15 protein-coding genes are annotated in these 16,655 nt (G+C 61.3%); all 15 read left to right on the top strand.

Translation table 11 applies throughout. The features are described 5' to 3' along the window. Positions 1-21: 21 nt before the first annotated feature. Positions 22-1,530, top strand: coding sequence for an excinuclease ABC subunit UvrC (locus ABGT66_RS09025; RefSeq protein WP_346690270.1), 1,509 nt, complete (start codon positions 22-24; stop codon positions 1,528-1,530). Continuing rightward, positions 1,505-2,599, top strand: coding sequence for a bifunctional diaminohydroxyphosphoribosylaminopyrimidine deaminase/5-amino-6-(5-phosphoribosylamino)uracil reductase RibD (gene ribD, locus ABGT66_RS09020; protein ID WP_346690269.1), 1,095 nt, complete (start codon positions 1,505-1,507; stop codon positions 2,597-2,599). The genes ABGT66_RS09025 and ribD overlap by 26 nt, the downstream gene beginning before the upstream one ends. Next, a complete protein-coding gene (locus ABGT66_RS09015) occupies positions 2,581-3,246 on the top strand; it encodes a riboflavin synthase (RefSeq protein WP_346690267.1) in 666 nt (221 codons plus the stop codon). The genes ribD and ABGT66_RS09015 overlap by 19 nt, the downstream gene beginning before the upstream one ends. Before the next feature lie 15 nt (positions 3,247-3,261). Beyond that, a complete protein-coding gene (locus ABGT66_RS09010) occupies positions 3,262-4,506 on the top strand; it encodes a bifunctional 3,4-dihydroxy-2-butanone-4-phosphate synthase/GTP cyclohydrolase II (RefSeq protein WP_346690265.1) in 1,245 nt (414 codons plus the stop codon). 27 nt (positions 4,507-4,533) lie between these two features. After that, a complete protein-coding gene (ribE, locus tag ABGT66_RS09005) occupies positions 4,534-5,019 on the top strand; it encodes a 6,7-dimethyl-8-ribityllumazine synthase (protein ID WP_300262543.1) in 486 nt (161 codons plus the stop codon). Between the two features lies 1 nt (position 5,020). Next, positions 5,021-6,295, top strand: coding sequence for a serine--tRNA ligase (gene serS / locus ABGT66_RS09000; RefSeq protein ID WP_346690263.1), 1,275 nt, complete (start codon positions 5,021-5,023; stop codon positions 6,293-6,295). 147 nt (positions 6,296-6,442) lie between these two features. Continuing rightward, entirely contained in the window at positions 6,443-8,197 is a 1,755-nt protein-coding gene (locus ABGT66_RS08995; protein ID WP_346690261.1) for a WecB/TagA/CpsF family glycosyltransferase, read from the top strand. Positions 8,198-8,248: 51 nt separating this feature from the next. Continuing rightward, a complete protein-coding gene (locus tag ABGT66_RS08990; RefSeq protein WP_294192953.1) occupies positions 8,249-8,560 on the top strand; it encodes a YbaB/EbfC family nucleoid-associated protein in 312 nt (103 codons plus the stop codon). Between the two features lie 10 nt (positions 8,561-8,570). Beyond that, positions 8,571-9,182, top strand: a complete 612-nt coding sequence (gene recR, locus ABGT66_RS08985; protein WP_346690258.1) for a recombination mediator RecR — start codon at positions 8,571-8,573, stop codon at positions 9,180-9,182. Positions 9,183-9,242: 60 nt separating this feature from the next. Further along, entirely contained in the window at positions 9,243-10,382 is a 1,140-nt protein-coding gene (locus ABGT66_RS08980) for a PIN domain-containing protein (protein WP_300262559.1), read from the top strand. 6 nt (positions 10,383-10,388) lie between these two features. Further along, positions 10,389-11,588: a 2-C-methyl-D-erythritol 2,4-cyclodiphosphate synthase gene (gene ispF / locus ABGT66_RS08975; RefSeq protein ID WP_346690256.1), complete on the top strand. Its 1,200-nt coding sequence runs from the start codon at positions 10,389-10,391 to the stop codon at positions 11,586-11,588. 26 nt (positions 11,589-11,614) lie between these two features. After that, positions 11,615-13,093, top strand: coding sequence for an IMP dehydrogenase (gene guaB / locus ABGT66_RS08970; RefSeq protein WP_346690254.1), 1,479 nt, complete (start codon positions 11,615-11,617; stop codon positions 13,091-13,093). A gap of 329 nt (positions 13,094-13,422) precedes the next feature. Further along, entirely contained in the window at positions 13,423-14,226 is an 804-nt protein-coding gene (xth, locus tag ABGT66_RS08965) for an exodeoxyribonuclease III (protein ID WP_346690252.1), read from the top strand. Positions 14,227-14,585: 359 nt separating this feature from the next. Then, entirely contained in the window at positions 14,586-16,070 is a 1,485-nt protein-coding gene (locus tag ABGT66_RS08960) for an anthranilate synthase component I family protein (protein ID WP_346690250.1), read from the top strand. Next, positions 16,070-16,654, top strand: coding sequence for an aminodeoxychorismate/anthranilate synthase component II (locus tag ABGT66_RS08955; protein WP_346690248.1), 585 nt, complete (start codon positions 16,070-16,072; stop codon positions 16,652-16,654). Before ABGT66_RS08960 ends, ABGT66_RS08955 begins: the two co-directional genes overlap by 1 nt. Position 16,655 lies beyond the last annotated feature (1 nt).

The raw sequence follows: 16,655 nt of genomic DNA, 5'->3' as shown, positions 1-16,655 counted from the left end.
GCAATGAAAGGAATCAATTCTTTGAATAAAGAAGAGCTTATAAAATTCGTAAAAGGATTTCCAGACCGCCCGGGCGTCTATCTGATGCGCGACGAAAACGGCGAGATAATATATGTTGGCAAGGCGAAGTCGCTGCGCAAGCGCGTATCGTCATACTTCCGCCATACTCACGCCTCGCCGCGGCTGAACAAGCTCGTCGATACGATACGCGATATCTCGACGATGCGCACTGAGAGCGAGATAGAGGCGCTGATTCTCGAAAACAGGCTCATCAAGCTCTATCAGCCGTTTTTTAACGTCGACCTAAAGATGAACGAGCGCTACGCCTATATAAAAATAACGGCGGAGAAGCACCCGCGCATAATCGTGACCCGCGTCAAGATGGACGACGGCGCGGTCTACATCGGCCCGTACGTGCGCGTCAGCGAGGTGCGCGCGCTGCTGCGCCTTGTCGAGAGATACCTGCCGCTGCGCTCATGCGGCGGAGCGGAGGCGAAGCCGCAGAACGGACGTCCATGCATGAAGTATTCCCTCGGACGCTGCCTCGCGCCGTGCTGCGGCCTCTGCACCGAAAACGAGTACCGCGACCGCGTCGCCGACGTGGCGCTTCTGCTCCAGGGGCACGGCGCGGAGCTGGTCGAGCGGCTGCGCAAACGTATGGACAAGGCCGCGCGGGAGATGAAGTTCGAAGAGGCGGCGCATCTGCGCGACACGATACGCGCGATCTGGCGCGTCAGCCGCCAGCAGAACACCATTCCTGAAATCCCGTCGGGCAAGGACAATTTCTGGGAGGTTCTGAATTCTATGCAGCGCGTATTCAATCTTCCCGTGCTGCCGTGGCGCATAGACGGCTTCGACATTTCGCACAGCGCTGGAAATTTTACCGTCGGCGTGGCGGTCGTCTTCGAACAGGGCTATCCGAACCCGTCGCTCTACCGAAAGTTCAACATCCGCACCGTCGAGGGGATAGACGACTTCCGCTCTATGAAGGAAACTCTGACGCGCCGCTACAAACGATGCCTGGAGGGGCAGGAGCCGCTGCCTCAGCTTATACTCATAGACGGCGGCCCTGTTCAGCTTGAATTCGCAATGCAGGCGCTCGACGATCTGGGGATTCACAACATCCCTATAATTTCGCTAGCAAAGGAATTTGAAGAGGTCTATCTGCCTAATCAAAAAGAGCCTGTACGGCTCGACCACACCGACCCAGTGCTGCGCCTTTTGCAGCACGTGCGCGACGAGTCGCACCGCTTCGCGATAACGTCCCACAGGACGCGACGCGGCAAGAGCCTGACGCGCAGCAAAATAGAGGAAGTCCCCGGCATAGGCAGGGCGAAGGCCGCGATGCTGATAACGAAATTCGGCAGCGTGCGCGCCATTAAAGATTTGCCGCCTGAGGAGCTTGCTGCTGCGCGGGGCATAGGATCTGCGCTCGCGAAGCGGATATTGGCGAAGCTCAACGAAGAAAACGAAACTGAAAAAATGACGAAGGAGGCGCGTGTAGATGGCGCTGCCGAAAAACAAAACTGACGAATATTATATGAGCTGCGCGCTCGAGCTGGCAGCGCGCGGTACGGAATGCAGCCCGAACCCTAGAGTCGGCTGCGTGCTCGTGCGCGACGGAGAGATAGTCGGGCGCGGCTGGCATCAGAAATACGGCGGCCCGCACGCCGAAGTGAACGCCGTCCGCGACGCTGGCGAAGCGGCGCGCGGAGCGACGGCTTACGTGACGCTCGAGCCCTGCTCTCACTACGGCAAGACGCCGCCCTGCGCCGACCTGCTGATAGAACGCGGCGTCGCGCGCGTGGTCGCAGGCATGCGCGACCCGAACCCTAAGGTTGACGGCGGAGGCTTCGCCAAGCTCGAAAAAGCCGGAATAGAGGTCGAGGATGGCGTGCTCGAAGAAGAATGCCGCTGGATGAACCGCGGCTTCATCCGCCGCATGACGCTGGGGCGCCCGTGGGTGACGCTGAAAATCGCAGCATCCCTTGACGGGAAAATAGCGCTCGAAAACGGCGAAAGCAAATGGATAACTGGGGCGGAGTCGCGCGCCGCCGTCCACGCGATGCGCGCCGAAAGCGACGCGGTACTGACCGGCATAGGCACGGTGCTCGCCGACGACCCGCAGCTCACCGTGCGCGACGCGCCGGGGCGCACGCCGCTGCGCGTGATTCTCGACAGGCGGCTGCGCACGCCGCTTGACGCGAAAATTTTGGAGGGCGGCGGCGTCTCAATATTCGCGCTCGACTCCGCGCCGCGCGCCGAAGGCGAGGCGCTCGAACGCGCGGGCGCGCGCGTCGAATATCTAGCGGAGGATAATTTCCTCGCCGCCGTTCTGGATAAACTTTGCCGCGATGGTGTAAACTATCTGATGGTCGAGGCGGGAGCCGGCGTCGCCGGGGCCTTCGTAAAGGCCGGGCTCTGCGACGAGCTCGCGCTCTTCACGGCCCCGAAGATAATGGGGCGCGGCCCCTCCTTCGCCGACGGCGCCGCCTTCGCTTCGATGGGCGGCGTGCCGGAGCTGAAAATCCGCGAGGTTTCGCGCTGCGGCGAAGATCTGCTCGTCAGAGGAGTGTTTGCATGTTCACCGGACTTATAGAGACTGTCGGTACGGTAGTTACGATAACGCCGCTCGGCGACGTTACGGAGCTTTCGATATACGCGCCAGCGATAGCGCCCGAGCTGCGGCACGGCGATTCGGTCGCGATATCCGGGGCCTGCCAGACCGTCACGTTCAAGGACGCCAATTCGTTTAAGGTGCAGATGATGCCGGAGACGCTCGCGCGCACGAAGCTCGGCGGGCTGCGCACTGGCGCGCGCGTGAACCTCGAACGTGCGATGCGCCTCGACACGCGGATAGACGGCCATCTCGTCGCGGGACACGTGGACGGCGTCGCGGAAGTTGCGAAGATAGAGGCTCTCGACGATACGCGCAAAATTTATTTCACGGCGGACGAGCGTCTGCTCGACGGGATAGTGGAGAAGGGCTCAGTGACCGTCGACGGCGTCAGCCTCACCGTCATTGACGCGGAGGCGGAATTCTTCTCGGTCGGCGTCATACCGACGACGCTCGCGGAGACGACGATAGGCGCCCTCCGCACTGGCGACAGGGTCAACATAGAGACCGACATGATAGGGAAATACGTGAAGAAATTCGTCGAAGCCGCGCTCGGAGAAAAAAAAGAAAGCGGAAAGATGAAAAATTCTCTCACTTGGGATAAACTAAGCGAGTATGGCTGGAACTGAGTTGGGAGGCTTAGAATGTTCAATACGATAGAAGAGGCGATAGCCGATATAAAAGCCGGAAAAATGATAATCGTCGCCGACGACGAGAACCGCGAGAACGAAGGCGACCTCGTCATGGCGGCGGACTTCTGCCGTCCGGAGGATATCAATTTCATGATAACAAAGGCGCGCGGCCTCGTCTGCGTGCCTATCTCATGCGCGCAGGCGCAGCGCCTCGGCCTCGAACCGATGGTCGAACACAACACCGACGCGCACTGCACGGCCTTCACCGTCTCGGTGGACAAGCTCCACGGCACGACGACGGGCATCTCCGCCGCCGAAAGGGCGACGACCGCCCGCGCGCTCGCCGACCCGAAGTCGATCGGCGGCGATTTCAGAAAGCCGGGGCACATCTTCCCGCTCACGGCGCGCCCTGGCGGCGTGCTCCAGCGCGCGGGACACACCGAAGCGGCGGTCGATATAACGCGCCTCGCGGGGCTCAACCCGGCGGGCGTAATCTGCGAGATAATGAACGAAGACGGCACGATGGCGCGCCTTCCGCAGCTTCTCGAATTCGCGGCGCGCGAAGGGCTCAAGATAATCTCTGTCGAGGAGCTCATCCGCTACCGCGTCATGCGCGAGAAATTTGTTAAAAAAGAGGTTACCGTCCCGATGCCGACGCAGTGGGGCGACTTCGTCTGCCACGCATACACAAGCCCCTACGGCGACAACCCCGGGGCCGTCCACATCGCGCTCGTCAAGGGCGACATATCGGGCGACGAGCCGGTGCTCGTCCGCGTACACTCCGAGTGCTTCACGGGCGACCTGCTCGGCTCGCTGCGCTGCGACTGCGGCCCGCAGCTCCACACAGCTATGTCGATGATAGAAAAAGAGGGCCGCGGCGTGCTGCTCTACCTGCGCCAGGAAGGGCGCGGCATCGGCCTGCTCGCCAAGCTCAAGGCATACGACCTTCAGGACAAGGGGCTCGACACGGTCGAGGCCAACGTCGCCCTCGGCTTCGCGCCGGACCAGCGCGACTACGGCATCGGCGCGCAGATACTCGCGGACCTCGGCCTCAGGAAGCTTCGGCTGATGACCAACAACCCCGTCAAGATAACCGGGCTTTCGGGCTACGGCCTAGAGATAACCGAGCGCGTTCCGATAGAGATACCGCCGAACCCGTACAACGAAAAATATCTGAACACGAAGCTCTGCCGCATGGGGCACATGCTTCACGACAAAGCCTACTGCAAGCACTGCGGTGAAGGCTGCAAGAAATAATAAAATTACAGAAGGGGGAAAAACGTCATGCGCACCATACAGGGCGATATGATAGGAAGCGGGCTGCGCTTCGCGATAATAGGCTCGCGCTTCAACGAACTCATCACCTCGAAGCTCATCGAAGGAGCGAAGGACGCGCTTTCGCGCCACGGCGTAAGCTTCTCGGACATCGACCTCTACTGGACGCCGGGCGCGTGGGAGCAGCCCGTCGTCGCGAAGGAGATAGCGCTGCTCGGAAAGTACGACGCGATAATCTCGCTTGGCGCCGTCATACGCGGCGACACGACGCACCACGAGTACGTCGCGGGCGAAGCCGCGAAGGGGCTCGCGCACGTCGGCCTCGAGCACCGCGTCCCGGTCGCCTTCGGCATACTGACCTGCGACAATCTGGAGCAGGCGCTCATGCGCGCGGGCAGCAAGGCCGGCAACAAGGGAGCCGAAGCGGCGCTCGCGGCGCTCGAAACGGCGAAGCTGATGAAAGAGATAAGAAACATGAGGGGAGCAGAAGAATAAAATGCTTGATATGAAGTGGGTCAGAGACCATTACGACGAAGTCGCGGAGATGCTCGCGTCGCGCAACAACGCGTTCCCGCTTGACAGATACAAGGAGCTCGACGAGGAGCGCCGCAAAACGCTGCTGCGCGTCGAGTCGCTGAAGGAGAAGCGCAACTCCGGCTCCAAGGAAGTCGCCGTCAAGAAAAAGGCCGGCGAGGACACGACCGCGCTCCAGAACGAAATCCGCGCGCTCGGCGAGGAAATCAAGGCGCTCGACGACAAATCGGCGGAGATACAGAACGAGCTCGACGAGCTCGCGCTCAAGCTGCCGAACATGCCGCATTCGAGCGTGCCGAAGGGCAAGGACGAGCACGACAACGTAGAGATGCGCCGCTGGGGCGAGCCGCGCAAGTTCGATTTTGAGCCGAAGCCGCACTGGGAGCTCGGCGAGGCGCTCGGCATCATGGACTTCGAGCGCGGCGTCAAGCTCGCCGAGAGCCGCTTCACCGTCCTCAAGGGCGCGGGCGCGAGGCTCGAGCGCGGGCTTATGAACTTCATGCTCGACCTCCACACGACGCAGCACGGCTTCACCGAGATAGAGACGCCGGCGCTCGTCAACACGAAGACGATGACCGGCACGGGCCAGCTCCCGAAGTTCGCCGAGGACCTCTACCGCTGCGCGAACGACGACCTTTGGCTCATCCCGACCGCCGAAGTGCCGCTCACGAACCTCCACTCGGGCGAAACGCTCAAGGAGTCCGAGCTCCCGAAATACTTCTGCGCCTACACGAACTGCTTCCGCCGCGAGGCCGGCAGCTACGGCCGCGACATGCGCGGAATGCTGCGCCAGCACCAGTTCGACAAGGTCGAGATGGTGAAGCTCTGCACGCCGGAGAAGAGCTACGACGAGCTCGAGCACATGACGCACTGCGCCGAGCGCGTGCTCCAGCTCCTTGAAATACCCTACCGCGTCATAGTGCTCTGCACCGGAGACATGGGCTTCGGCGCGGCGAAGACCTACGACATCGAGGTCTGGCTCCCGTGGCAGAACACCTACCGCGAAATCAGCTCGTGCAGCAACTGCGAGGACTTCCAGGCGCGCCGCATGGGCATGAAGTACAAGCCGGCCGACGGCGGCAAGGCGCGCTTCGTCCACACGCTCAACGGCTCCGGCCTCGCGATCGGGCGCACGCTCATCGCCGTCATGGAAAACTACCAGAACGAGGACGGCTCGATCACCGTGCCCGAAGCTCTGCGTCCCTACGTCGGAGGCATGGAGAAGGTCGCGCTGTAAGAGCGTCGAAAAAATTGATTGACGAGGAAGCCGCCGGGGCGCGAAACCGTCTTGCGGCTTCCTTTTTTTATGGTAGGATAGTAAAGGGTAACGCAGAGTTACGGCGGCTTTATTTGTTTTATTGAGTTTTTGCGGGAGCGGGGCTTTATGTTTTCTAATTCGTATCTGGGCACGGCGGCGATTATTGCGGTAATAGCCGTCATATGCGTGCTTATACAGAAATTTTTCAAAAAATACCTTGAGAGCGACCAGTATTACTACCTCAAGGACATCACCCTCGTGGGCGCGTGGGCGATATGCGGCATCTGGATGCCCGACGGCCCGCTGCGCATAACGATAGCCGCGGGCGTCGCGGCGGCGTGCATAGGCTTCTGCCAGCGCGCGACGCGCGGCAAAAATCTGCGCTTTCTGTACTTTCTCATCGGCCTCGTCTTTTCGCTCTTCGGGCCGCGCATAGCGTTCATCGAGTTTACGAACGGAGAGTATTACTATCTTTCGTACTTCGTCTCGATAGCCATCAGCACGCTGTGGGTCGGCATCTTCCCGATATTCTTTCAGGAAATCGACGAGATTCCGGGGCTTTGCGGGCTTCTGTTGACCGTCAGCTGGACGATGATCTCGGCGGTCATCTTCTCGTCGTCGCAGAGCCTTCGCGACGCCTCCCAAATCTGCATAATCGGCCTCGTATTCATACTCGTCTTCTGGAGCCGCCACGTCTACGCCTACCGCCGGCTGACGGAACCGCTGACCGCGCTCTGGGGGACGCTCTTCGCGGGGCTTTCGATTCTCGGCGTCAGCAAGGGGATAACCTTCTACACGCTCGCGCTGCTGCCGCTCGGATTTTTTGCGCTGCCGATAACGGAGACCTCGATGGGCGTCATAAGCGCCGCCGTCTCGCAGCGCCCGACCGGCAACATAATCCTCTACCGCAAGCTCATAACGCGCGGCTTCACGCACCCGGTGGCGATATATATCGTCGTCGCCGTCTGCGCGCTCATGGGCTGCTTAGTGTCGGCGATACAGCTCGGCGCGGCGGACTTCTTCTGCCTGCTCGGCGCGGTCGCCGGAGTATTCGGGGTGATTTGGATTTTCTACACGTTCAAGTACAAGCGCCGCGGCATGAACGACGAGCGGCGCAAGCCGGGGCTCTGGGGAGTCACGGTCGACAACATCTCGCTCAACTACGCGCTATCGCGCGTGCAGCACTGGATAAAGAACGAGCGCACGCCGCACATCATCGTCACGCCCGACGCGCTCGCCGCGCTGCGCAGCCGCACCGACGCGGACTACCGCCGCATCGTGCGCCACGCGGGACTCGTGCTGCCCGACGGCGCGGGGCTCATAGGAGCGCTCAAGCTCGTCGGCACTCCGATACAGGAGCGCATCCCGGGCGTCGAGTTCACGGAGCACCTCTGCAAGCGCGCGGCCTACGAGGGCTGGCGCGTCTGGTTCCTCGGGGGCAAGCCTGGCGTCGCGGAGGCGGCGGCGGAGAAGCTTATAGAAAAATATCCCGGCCTCACGGTCGCGGGGACGCGCGACGGATATTTCAAGGAAGAGGAAACTGCGTCGATATGTGAGAAAATAAAGGAATCGCGCGCCGACATCATTTTCGTCGGCTTCGGCGTGCCGAAGCAGGAATACTGGCTTGAGAAGCACATAGCGGAGACCGGCGCGGTCGTCGGCATGGGCGTCGGCGGCACAATGGACGTGATATCGGGCAACCTCACTCGCGCGCCGAAGGCGTGGCAGAAGTGCGGCATGGAATGGCTCTACCGCGTCATACAGGAGCCGTCGCGTTGGCGGCGCATAGCGAAGCTGCCGCTCTTCGTCTGGTATTTAATTTTAACCTGTCTTCACCTCGATAGATATAAAGATGATGCCTTTTCTGAAGAAAAGCGTTAGAATATAAAACGTTACGCTCCGTTTGCGTAATTTTGAAAGGATGATAAAACTATGAAGATGGATAAGATAATCAAACAGGCTCAGAGGATGCAGGCGCAGATGGCGCTGGCCCAGGAGGAGCTCCAGAACACGGTCCTCGAAGGCACGGCCGGCGGCGGAGCCGTCAAGGTGACGGCGAACGGCCACGGCGAAGTCCTCTCCGTCGTTATAGATAAAGAGGTCGTGAATCCAGACGACGTCGAGATGCTCGAAGACCTCGTGCTCGGCGCGATAAAGGAAGCCACGTCGAAGGCCCGCGCCCTCTCTGAGCAGAAGATGAGCGCGCTCACCGGAGGCATGGGCGGCTTCCCCGGCCTGATGTAAGAGGCGCGTCTTGGCGCTTCCAGGGCCCGTTCAGACACTTATAAACGAATGGAGCCGCTTCCCCGGCGTCGGTGAGAAGACCGCGCGGCGCATGGTATTCTACCTTCTGCGCCAGGAGCCGGAGAAGATACGCGGCTTCGGCGAGGCGGTGCTCTCTCTGTCGAAGAACATCCGCCGGTGCAGCGAGTGCGGGGCCGTCACGGACGCCGACCCTTGCGCGATATGCACCGATCCGCTGCGCGACAGGCGGCTGATATGCGTCGTCGAGAACGAAGAGGACTGCGTCGCGATGGAGCAGGCGGGCATATTCAACGGCCTTTACCACGTCCTCGGCGGCAGAACGTCGCCGCTCGACGACGAGGAGATTCCCGAAGAGAGCCTCGAAAGGCTGCGCCGCAGGGTTGAGGAGGGCGGCGTGCAGGAGATAATCCTCGCTACCGCGCCGCGCATAGAAGGAGACCTCACGGCCTATTCGGTGCAGGAGGCGCTCAAGGGGCTTCCTGTGCGCGTCTCGCGCCTTTCGTACGGCCTGCCGGCCGGCGGCAGCATAGGCTTCGCCGACCGCGTTACGCTGCACATGGCGATGGAGGCTCGGAAGGAGATGAACGGCTCGGCGGAATAGTTTTCGGCAAAGCACGCATAAATCGAAAAAAATCTAAGGTACTGGAAAGGAGGAGATTTTATGCGGCATGACCTTGAATTGTCCAAGGTGATGAAAAGATTGGTCACAGCGGTAATGGTCTTTATCTGCGGCGCGGCCGGCTATCAGTTCTATCTGCTGATGATAGCGGAAAACTGGTGGCCCGCGGCGACGGATATACACCCGATAGGGGCGGGCGTCCTGATCGTCCTCGCATCGGCGGCTTTCGGCTTTATACTTGCACCTCTGTTTTGGTGGTCTATCAAGAAATTCGGTCAGTTTTTCGAGTCCAAAATACAGAATGTGAGCGTGCCGGATCTCATAGTCGGCATGATAGGGCTGATCATAGGCCTGCTTCTCGCGAACCTCATCGCGATACCGCTGGCGAAGCTTCCCGGAGGAATCGGCGTCTACGTGGCGGTGCTGCTCAACGTCGCGCTCGGCTACTGGGGCGTCCGCTTCTTCGCGAAGCGCGGCGACGATTTCTGGAACATACTGACGAACATCGACATAAAGTCGAAGCTCACGCGCTCGAAGAAGAAGGGCGAAAGCCCCGCGCCCGAGGAGATGCAGATTGCGTCGTCCTGCGCGAAGATAATCGACACGAGCGCGATAATTGACGGCCGCATCCTCGACGTTGCGAAGACCGGCTTCATCGAGGGGACGATAGTCCTTCCGCGCTTCGTCCTCGCCGAGCTCCAGGGCGTTGCGGACTCGACGGACCCGATGCGCCGCACGCGCGGACGCCGCGGCCTCTCCGTCGTTACGGATCTCCAGAAGGTCAAGGGGCTGACTGTCGAGATACCTGAAGTGACGCTGCGCGAGCTTGAGCGCGACAAGGTAGACGAGGCGCTCGTCGTCCTCGCGCGCCGCCTCAGCGGCAAGGTCATCACGACCGACTACAATCTGAACCAGGTCGCGCAGATCGAGGGCGTGGACGTGCTCAACGTCAACGACCTCGCGAACGCGCTGAAGCCGATGCTCCTGCCGGGCGAGAAAATCGAGATAGACATCATCCGCCTCGGCAAGGAGAACCACCAGGGCATCGGCTACCTCGACGACGGCACGATGTTCGTGGTCGAGGACGGCTACCGCCACGTGGGCGAACGCGTCAAGGTTACAGTCACTTCTATGCTCCAGACTTCCGCCGGGCGCATGATCTTCGGACGCATACATCCGTAGGCGGGGATGACTGGCTCGCCGAACTGGTCTTTTCTCATAACTGCGGGCGGCTCGGGCAGCCGCCTCGGAGGCGTGCCGAAGCAGTTCCGCACGCTCGGCGCCATGCCTGTTTGGCGCTGGTCGTTCCAGACTGCCGACAGGCTGCGCCGCGCCGGACGCGTCCTGGACATCGTTATGACAGTGCCGCGCGAAAGTCTCGCCTCTCTTGCCGGCGAGGCGGAGAAGATCGGACTGACGCTCGTTGCGGGCGGATGTTCAAGAAGCGAATCCGTGATAAAAGGGCTTAGAGCGTGCCGCGGGCCGCACGTGCTGGTGCACGATGGGGCCCGCCCTTTTATAAGCGAAAGGCTCTGCCTCAAGCTTATGGACGCTTCTACCGGTGAAGGAACGGGTGCCGTGCCGCTGCTTCCTTCCACGGATTCTCTGAAAGTCGTAAAAAACGGCGAAATAACCGGAATCGCGGACAGGTCGCTGTATTTCAGGACGCAGACGCCGCAGGCCTTTCCGCTCGGCGAACTTATCGAAGTGATGGAAAATTCGCCAGACGGCGGAACGGACGAAGCGTCGCTGTGGCTTGCGGCGGGTAAAAAACTCGTACCAGTGGAGGGCGAAGATATGAATTTCAAAATAACCTCGCAATTCGACTGGAATACTGCGCTGGCGCTCACGCGCGGCGGCGCAGAGGTCGAGCGGCGGACCGGCCACGGCTACGACATACATCAGCTTGCAGAGGGCCGCCGGCTGATAATCGCGGGCGTCCAGGTCGAAGGCGTTTCCTACGGCCTGCTCGGCCACTCGGACGCAGACCTAGTCGCTCATACGGTGATGGACGCGCTGCTCGGCGCGGCCGGAGAGCCGGACATCGGCACGCTCTTTCCTGCGTTTGACGAAAAATGGCGCGGTGCGGACAGCATGGCGCTGCTGCGTACGGTGCTCGAACTCCTTGCGGCGAAGGGCTGGCGCGCAGAATGGGTCGACGTTACGCTCTGCGCTCAGAAACCGAAGCTCGGCCATCTCGTCCCCGCGTTCATCGAAAGCATGAACGGCGCACTCGGCGGGGACTGCGAAAAAAGAATCTTCAACATGAAAGTGAAATCGGCGGAACACTGCGGCAGCGCAGGAAGGGGAGAGTGCATGATATGCCACGGCGTGGCTACGATCGTGCGCGCGCTTCCGGCTGGCGCGCCCCGCCAGAATTTTTATTAAATCAATCTTATGGAGGACATGTGAAAATGGAGAAGAACAGCGGGAAATTTGTTGATTATCGCGGCTTTACATTCGACGACGTGCTTCTTGTCCCCGGATACAGCGAGGTGGTGCCCTCCGGCGTCAATGTGGCGACGAAGCTGACGCCGCAGATAGACCTCAATATCCCGATATGCAGCGCGGCTATGGACACCGTCACCGAGGCTCGCCTCGCGATAGCGCTCGCGCGCGAAGGCGGCATCGGCATACTGCATAGGAACCTTCCGATCGAAGCTCAGGCGGTCGAGGTCGACAAGGTAAAACGTTCGGAGTCCGGCGTCATCGTCGACCCCTTCTACCGCCATCCGTCAGACTCGATACGCGACGCGGTCGAGCTCATGGAGCACTACCACATCTCCGGCGTTCCCGTCGTCGACGACGGAATACGCCTCGTCGGCATAATCACGAACCGCGACCTGCGTTTCGTCACGAACCTCGACCAGCCGATCTCCAACGTAATGACGAAGGATCACCTCGTCACAGCCCCGGTCGGAACGACGCTCGACGACGCGAAGAGCATCCTCATGGGCTCCAAAGTCGAAAAGCTTCCCATCGTCGACAAGGACAACGTGCTCAAAGGGCTCATCACGATAAAAGACATACTGAAGGCGAAGGCCTTCCCGAATGCCGCGAAGGACTGCCACGGGCGTCTGCGCGTCGGAGCGGCGATAGGCGTCGGCCACGACGCTAAGGACAGGGCGGCGGCTCTCGTCAAGGCCGGAGTCGACGTCATCATAGTCGACACCGCGCACGGACACTCGAAGATGGTCATCGACATGGTGGCATATCTGCGCAAAGAATACCCCGACCTTCCGCTCATCGGCGGAAACATCGCGACCTCCGAAGCCGCGGAAGCGCTTATAGCCGCCGGCGCGGACGGAGTCAAAGTCGGCATCGGCCCAGGCTCTATATGCACGACGCGAATCGTCGCAGGCATCGGCGTTCCGCAGGTCGCTGCCGTAATGAACGTCTCCGAGACGGCGCACCGCCTCGGCAAGACAGTCATCGCAGACGGCGGAATCCGCTACTCCGGCGACATAGTCAAGGCGCTCGCGGCGGGCGGAGACGTAGTCATGATAGGCTCGCTCTTCGCCGGAACGGAGGAAAGCCCGGGAGAACCAGTCATCTACAAGGGGCGTTCGTTCAAGAGCTACCGCGGCATGGGCTCGCTCGGCGCAATGAAGGGCGGATGCAGCAAGGACCGCTACTTCCAGGAGGGCGCTCAGGAAGACAAGCTCGTGCCGGAAGGCATAGAGGGAATGGTTCCGCACAAAGGGCCGATCTCTGCTGTCATCTACCAGATGGTCGGCGGAATCCGCGCCGGTATGGGCTACGTCGGCGCGCCGACCATCGAGCGGCTCCACAGCGACTCGCACTTCGTGCAGGTGACGGCAGCCTCGATGAAGGAAAGCCACCCGCACGACGTAGTGATAACGAAGGAAGCCCCGAACTACTGGGCGGAATAAAATTTAAGAGCGAAGCGGACGTTTCACGGAAGCGTCCGCTTTTTTGCACTCTTTCATAAATCCGGCGCGCCTGCGTGAACGCGCGCCGCTTTGCCTCGCGTTGCGGAAACGCCGCGGAGTTTGGGCGCGCGCGGCGGCTTTGCGAAGCCGCGCGTAATTGCCGGAGCCGCCGACGGCTCTGCGTCCGCGCCGTCGCTCTGCGCCGCCTTCGGCGCGCTGCGGAGATTTCGCACGCGTTGCGGCGCGGCGGAAATTTCACGGCTCTTCCTCACGGCGGCGCGGCGGCTGTATAATTGTGGCGCGAAAATATATTTTTGCGAGGTGCAGCGATGACGCTAAAGATAGCTACGTTCAACGTCAATTCCGTAAAGAGCCGCATTCCCGTGCTTATCCAGTGGTTCGAGACGAAGGGCGCGCCCGACATACTCTGCCTTCAGGAGACGAAGTGCGTCGACGAGGATTTCCCCGCTTACTTCTTCGAGGATTATTTCGACTTCTGCAATTACCGCGGCATGAAGAGCTACAACGGCGTCGCGGTGATGTCGAAGCGCGAGCCTGACGAAATTTCGTTCGGCCTCGGAGACGCCGGCGAAGAGGGACGCGAGGAGTCCGAGGCTGCGCGCGTGGCCTTCGCGCGCTTCGGGAAGCTCTTCGTGCTGAACACATACATCCCGCAGGGGAAGGATATCGAGCATCCAGATTACGCCTACAAGCTGCGTTTCATCGCGCGCGTGCGCGCTCTGCTCGAGCGGCGCTGCACGCCTGACGACCTCGTCGTCTGGGTCGGCGACCTCAACGTCGCTCCGTCGGAGATCGACGTCGCGAATCCGAAAAATAAGAAGAACCACGTCTGCTTTCACGAGGACGTGAAGCGCGCGCTCGCCTCGGCGATGGAGTGGGGGCTCGTAGACATATTCCGCGAGCATCTGCCGAACGAGGGCGAGTACACCTTCTGGGACTACCGCATAAAGGACTCGCTCGCGCGCAACATCGGCTGGCGCATAGACCACGTGCTCGGCACGAGGAGCGCCGCCGCGCTCTGCCGCTCCGTGAGCGTCGAGCGCGAGCTGCGCGCCGCGGCGAAGCCGTCGGACCACACGGCGGTCGTGGCGGAGTTCGATTACGATTTATAAAGTGTTGACAGCTGTAAGATTTTCTATATAATCTACGGCGTGGTTTATAGAGACCGAAACCGGTGAGACGGAGATAAAGTCTGTCGGGCGCCAACAGAGAGTCCGCGTTGGTGAGAGCGGGCGGAACGCAGACAGGCAAATGGACCGTTGAGGGCGCGGGGAAAGGCGTAAGCCGAGTATGACGCGACGCGGGGGCATGCGTAAGTTGCCGGAGATATGATGGTATCTCGCTAAGAGCACGCAAAGTCGTGAAGCAAGGTGGCACCGCGGGAATTTTCAGCCCGTCCTTGGCAGACTAAATATCTGCCGGGACGGGCTTTTTTAGTTCCAGCCCTCCGGCAGCGAACGGAGGTAGTTTTATGTATCCCGAGCTTGAAGAGGTCAAGAGGCTCGCGAAGAACGGCGAGTACAAGAGGATTCCCGTCTGCCGCGAGCTGTACGCCGACAGGTTTACGCCGGTCGAGGTTATGAGGACTCTGCGCGCGGCGGGCAGGCATTGCTTTCTGCTTGAGAGCGCGGAGAACAACCAGCGCTGGGGGCGCTATTCGTTCCTCGGCTACGAGCCGGAGCTCGAGCTGACCTGCACGGACGGCGTGCTGCGCGTCCGCGAGGCGGCGGGCGACGGCGAGGTCAGGGAACGGACTGAAAAGACGGAGCATCCGGGCGCGGCGATACGCTCGGTGCTGCGCGAACGCAAGAGCCCGAAAATCAAAGGAATGCCGCCCTTCTGCGGCGGCCTCGTCGGCTATTTCTCATACGAATATTTCAAGTACGCGGAGCCGACGCTTCGCTGCGGCGGAGAGTGCGGCGACTTCCGCGACGCGGACCTGATGCTTTTCGACAAGGTGATCGCATTCGACCATTACCGTCAGAAGCTGCTGCTCATAGCGGGCGTTCCTGCGGACGACGCTGACGCTGGCTATCTGCGCGCGTGGAAGTCGCTCGACGAGATGGAGTCGCTGCTTACGAGCGGCGCGAAGGCCGTCTTCCGTCCGCTGAAGCTGAAGGAGGAGCTCGCGCCGCGCTTCTCGAAGAAGGAATTCTGCTCGATGGTGGAGAGCGCGAAGAAATATATCCGCGAGGGCGACATATTCCAGGTAGTGCTCTCGAACCCGCTGAGCGCGGCGGCGGAGGGCAGCCTCTTCGACACCTACCGCGTGCTGCGCACGACGAACCCGTCGCCCTACATGTTCTACTTCTCGAGCGACGATATAGAGATAGCGGGCGCTTCGCCCGAGACGCTCGCGCGCCTTGAGGACGGAGTGCTTTACACATTCCCGCTCGCGGGCACGCGCCGCCGCGGCGCGGACGAGGCTGAGGACGCGGAGCTCGAGCGCGAGCTGCTCGCCGACGAAAAGGAGCTCGCCGAGCACAACATGCTCGTCGACCTCGGACGCAACGACGTCGGGCGCGTCTGCCGCCTCGGCAGCGTGACGGTCGAACGTTATCTCGACGTTCTGCGCTTCTCGCACGTCATGCACATCGGCTCGACGGTATCGGGCCGCCTGCGCGAGGACAGGGACGCGGTGGACGCCGTGGACTCGATACTGCCGGCGGGCACTTTGTCCGGCGCGCCGAAGATACGCGCCTGCGAGATAATCCGCGAGCTCGAGGGCGGGCGGCGCGGAATTTACGGCGGCGCTGTCGGCTATCTCGATTTCAGCGGCAACATGGACACCTGCATAGCGATACGGCTCGCCTACAAGCAGAACGGGCGCGTCTGCGTCCAGTCGGGCGCGGGCATCGTCGCCGACAGCGAACCGGAGCGCGAGTTCCGCGAATGCGCTGACAAGGCGCAGGCGGTCGTCCGCGCGCTGCGCGCCGCCGAAGGAGGATTAAGATAATGCTTCTGCTTATAGACAACTACGACAGCTTTGCCTACAACCTCTATCAGCTCGCGGGGGCTTTCTCGCCCGACGTGATGGTGGAGCGCAACGACGCGCTGACGGCCGACGAGGCCGCCGCGCTCGCGCCCGAGGCGATATTCCTTTCTCCTGGGCCGGGGCGTCCCGAGGATGCCGGCGTCTGCCCCGCGCTCGTGCGCCGCTTCGCGGGGAAGATACCGATTTTCGGCGTCTGCCTCGGAATGCAGGTTATCTGCTCCGCGCTCGGCGGCCGCGTATCCTACGCGAGGACGCTCATGCACGGCAAGGTATCGAAAATTTCGCTCGAGGGCGAGAGCGTCCTCTTCAGGGGCATGAAGAGCGGATTTCCCGCGGCGCGCTACCACTCGCTCGCGGCCGTCGAGGACAGCCTGCCGCCATCGCTGCGCGTCACGGCGCGCGCCGAAGACGGCGAGATAATGGCGCTCGAGGACGTGCGGCGGCTCGTCTGCGGCGTGCAGTTCCATCCGGAATCCGTGATGACGCCGGACGGCGCTGCGATAGTGAAGAATTTTATAGATGCGGCGAAGGCCGGGAGGAAATAAA

The organism is uncultured Cloacibacillus sp. (assembly GCF_963926575.1).
Classification (GTDB): domain Bacteria; phylum Synergistota; class Synergistia; order Synergistales; family Synergistaceae; genus Caccocola; species Caccocola faecigallinarum.
Note: the sequence above shows the minus strand (reverse complement) of the source record. Positions and strands in the feature narration are given on the sequence as shown.

Excerpts from the sequence above, each read along its gene's own strand:
- ABGT66_RS08955 (WP_346690248.1), top strand. The coding sequence starts at position 16,070 with ATGCTTCTGCTTATAGACAACTACGACAGCTTTGCCTACAACCTCTAT.
- ABGT66_RS09010 (WP_346690265.1), top strand. The coding sequence starts at position 3,262 with ATGTTCAATACGATAGAAGAGGCGATAGCCGATATAAAAGCCGGAAAA.
- guaB (WP_346690254.1), top strand. The coding sequence starts at position 11,615 with ATGGAGAAGAACAGCGGGAAATTTGTTGATTATCGCGGCTTTACATTC.
- ispF (WP_346690256.1), top strand. The coding sequence starts at position 10,389 with ATGACTGGCTCGCCGAACTGGTCTTTTCTCATAACTGCGGGCGGCTCG.
- ribE (WP_300262543.1), top strand. The coding sequence starts at position 4,534 with ATGCGCACCATACAGGGCGATATGATAGGAAGCGGGCTGCGCTTCGCG.
- xth (WP_346690252.1), top strand. The coding sequence starts at position 13,423 with ATGACGCTAAAGATAGCTACGTTCAACGTCAATTCCGTAAAGAGCCGC.
- ribD (WP_346690269.1), top strand. The coding sequence starts at position 1,505 with ATGGCGCTGCCGAAAAACAAAACTGACGAATATTATATGAGCTGCGCG.
- ABGT66_RS09015 (WP_346690267.1), top strand. The coding sequence starts at position 2,581 with ATGTTCACCGGACTTATAGAGACTGTCGGTACGGTAGTTACGATAACG.
- serS (WP_346690263.1), top strand. The coding sequence starts at position 5,021 with ATGCTTGATATGAAGTGGGTCAGAGACCATTACGACGAAGTCGCGGAG.
- ABGT66_RS08990 (WP_294192953.1), top strand. The coding sequence starts at position 8,249 with ATGAAGATGGATAAGATAATCAAACAGGCTCAGAGGATGCAGGCGCAG.
- ABGT66_RS08995 (WP_346690261.1), top strand. The coding sequence starts at position 6,443 with ATGTTTTCTAATTCGTATCTGGGCACGGCGGCGATTATTGCGGTAATA.
- ABGT66_RS08980 (WP_300262559.1), top strand. The coding sequence starts at position 9,243 with ATGCGGCATGACCTTGAATTGTCCAAGGTGATGAAAAGATTGGTCACA.
- ABGT66_RS08960 (WP_346690250.1), top strand. The coding sequence starts at position 14,586 with ATGTATCCCGAGCTTGAAGAGGTCAAGAGGCTCGCGAAGAACGGCGAG.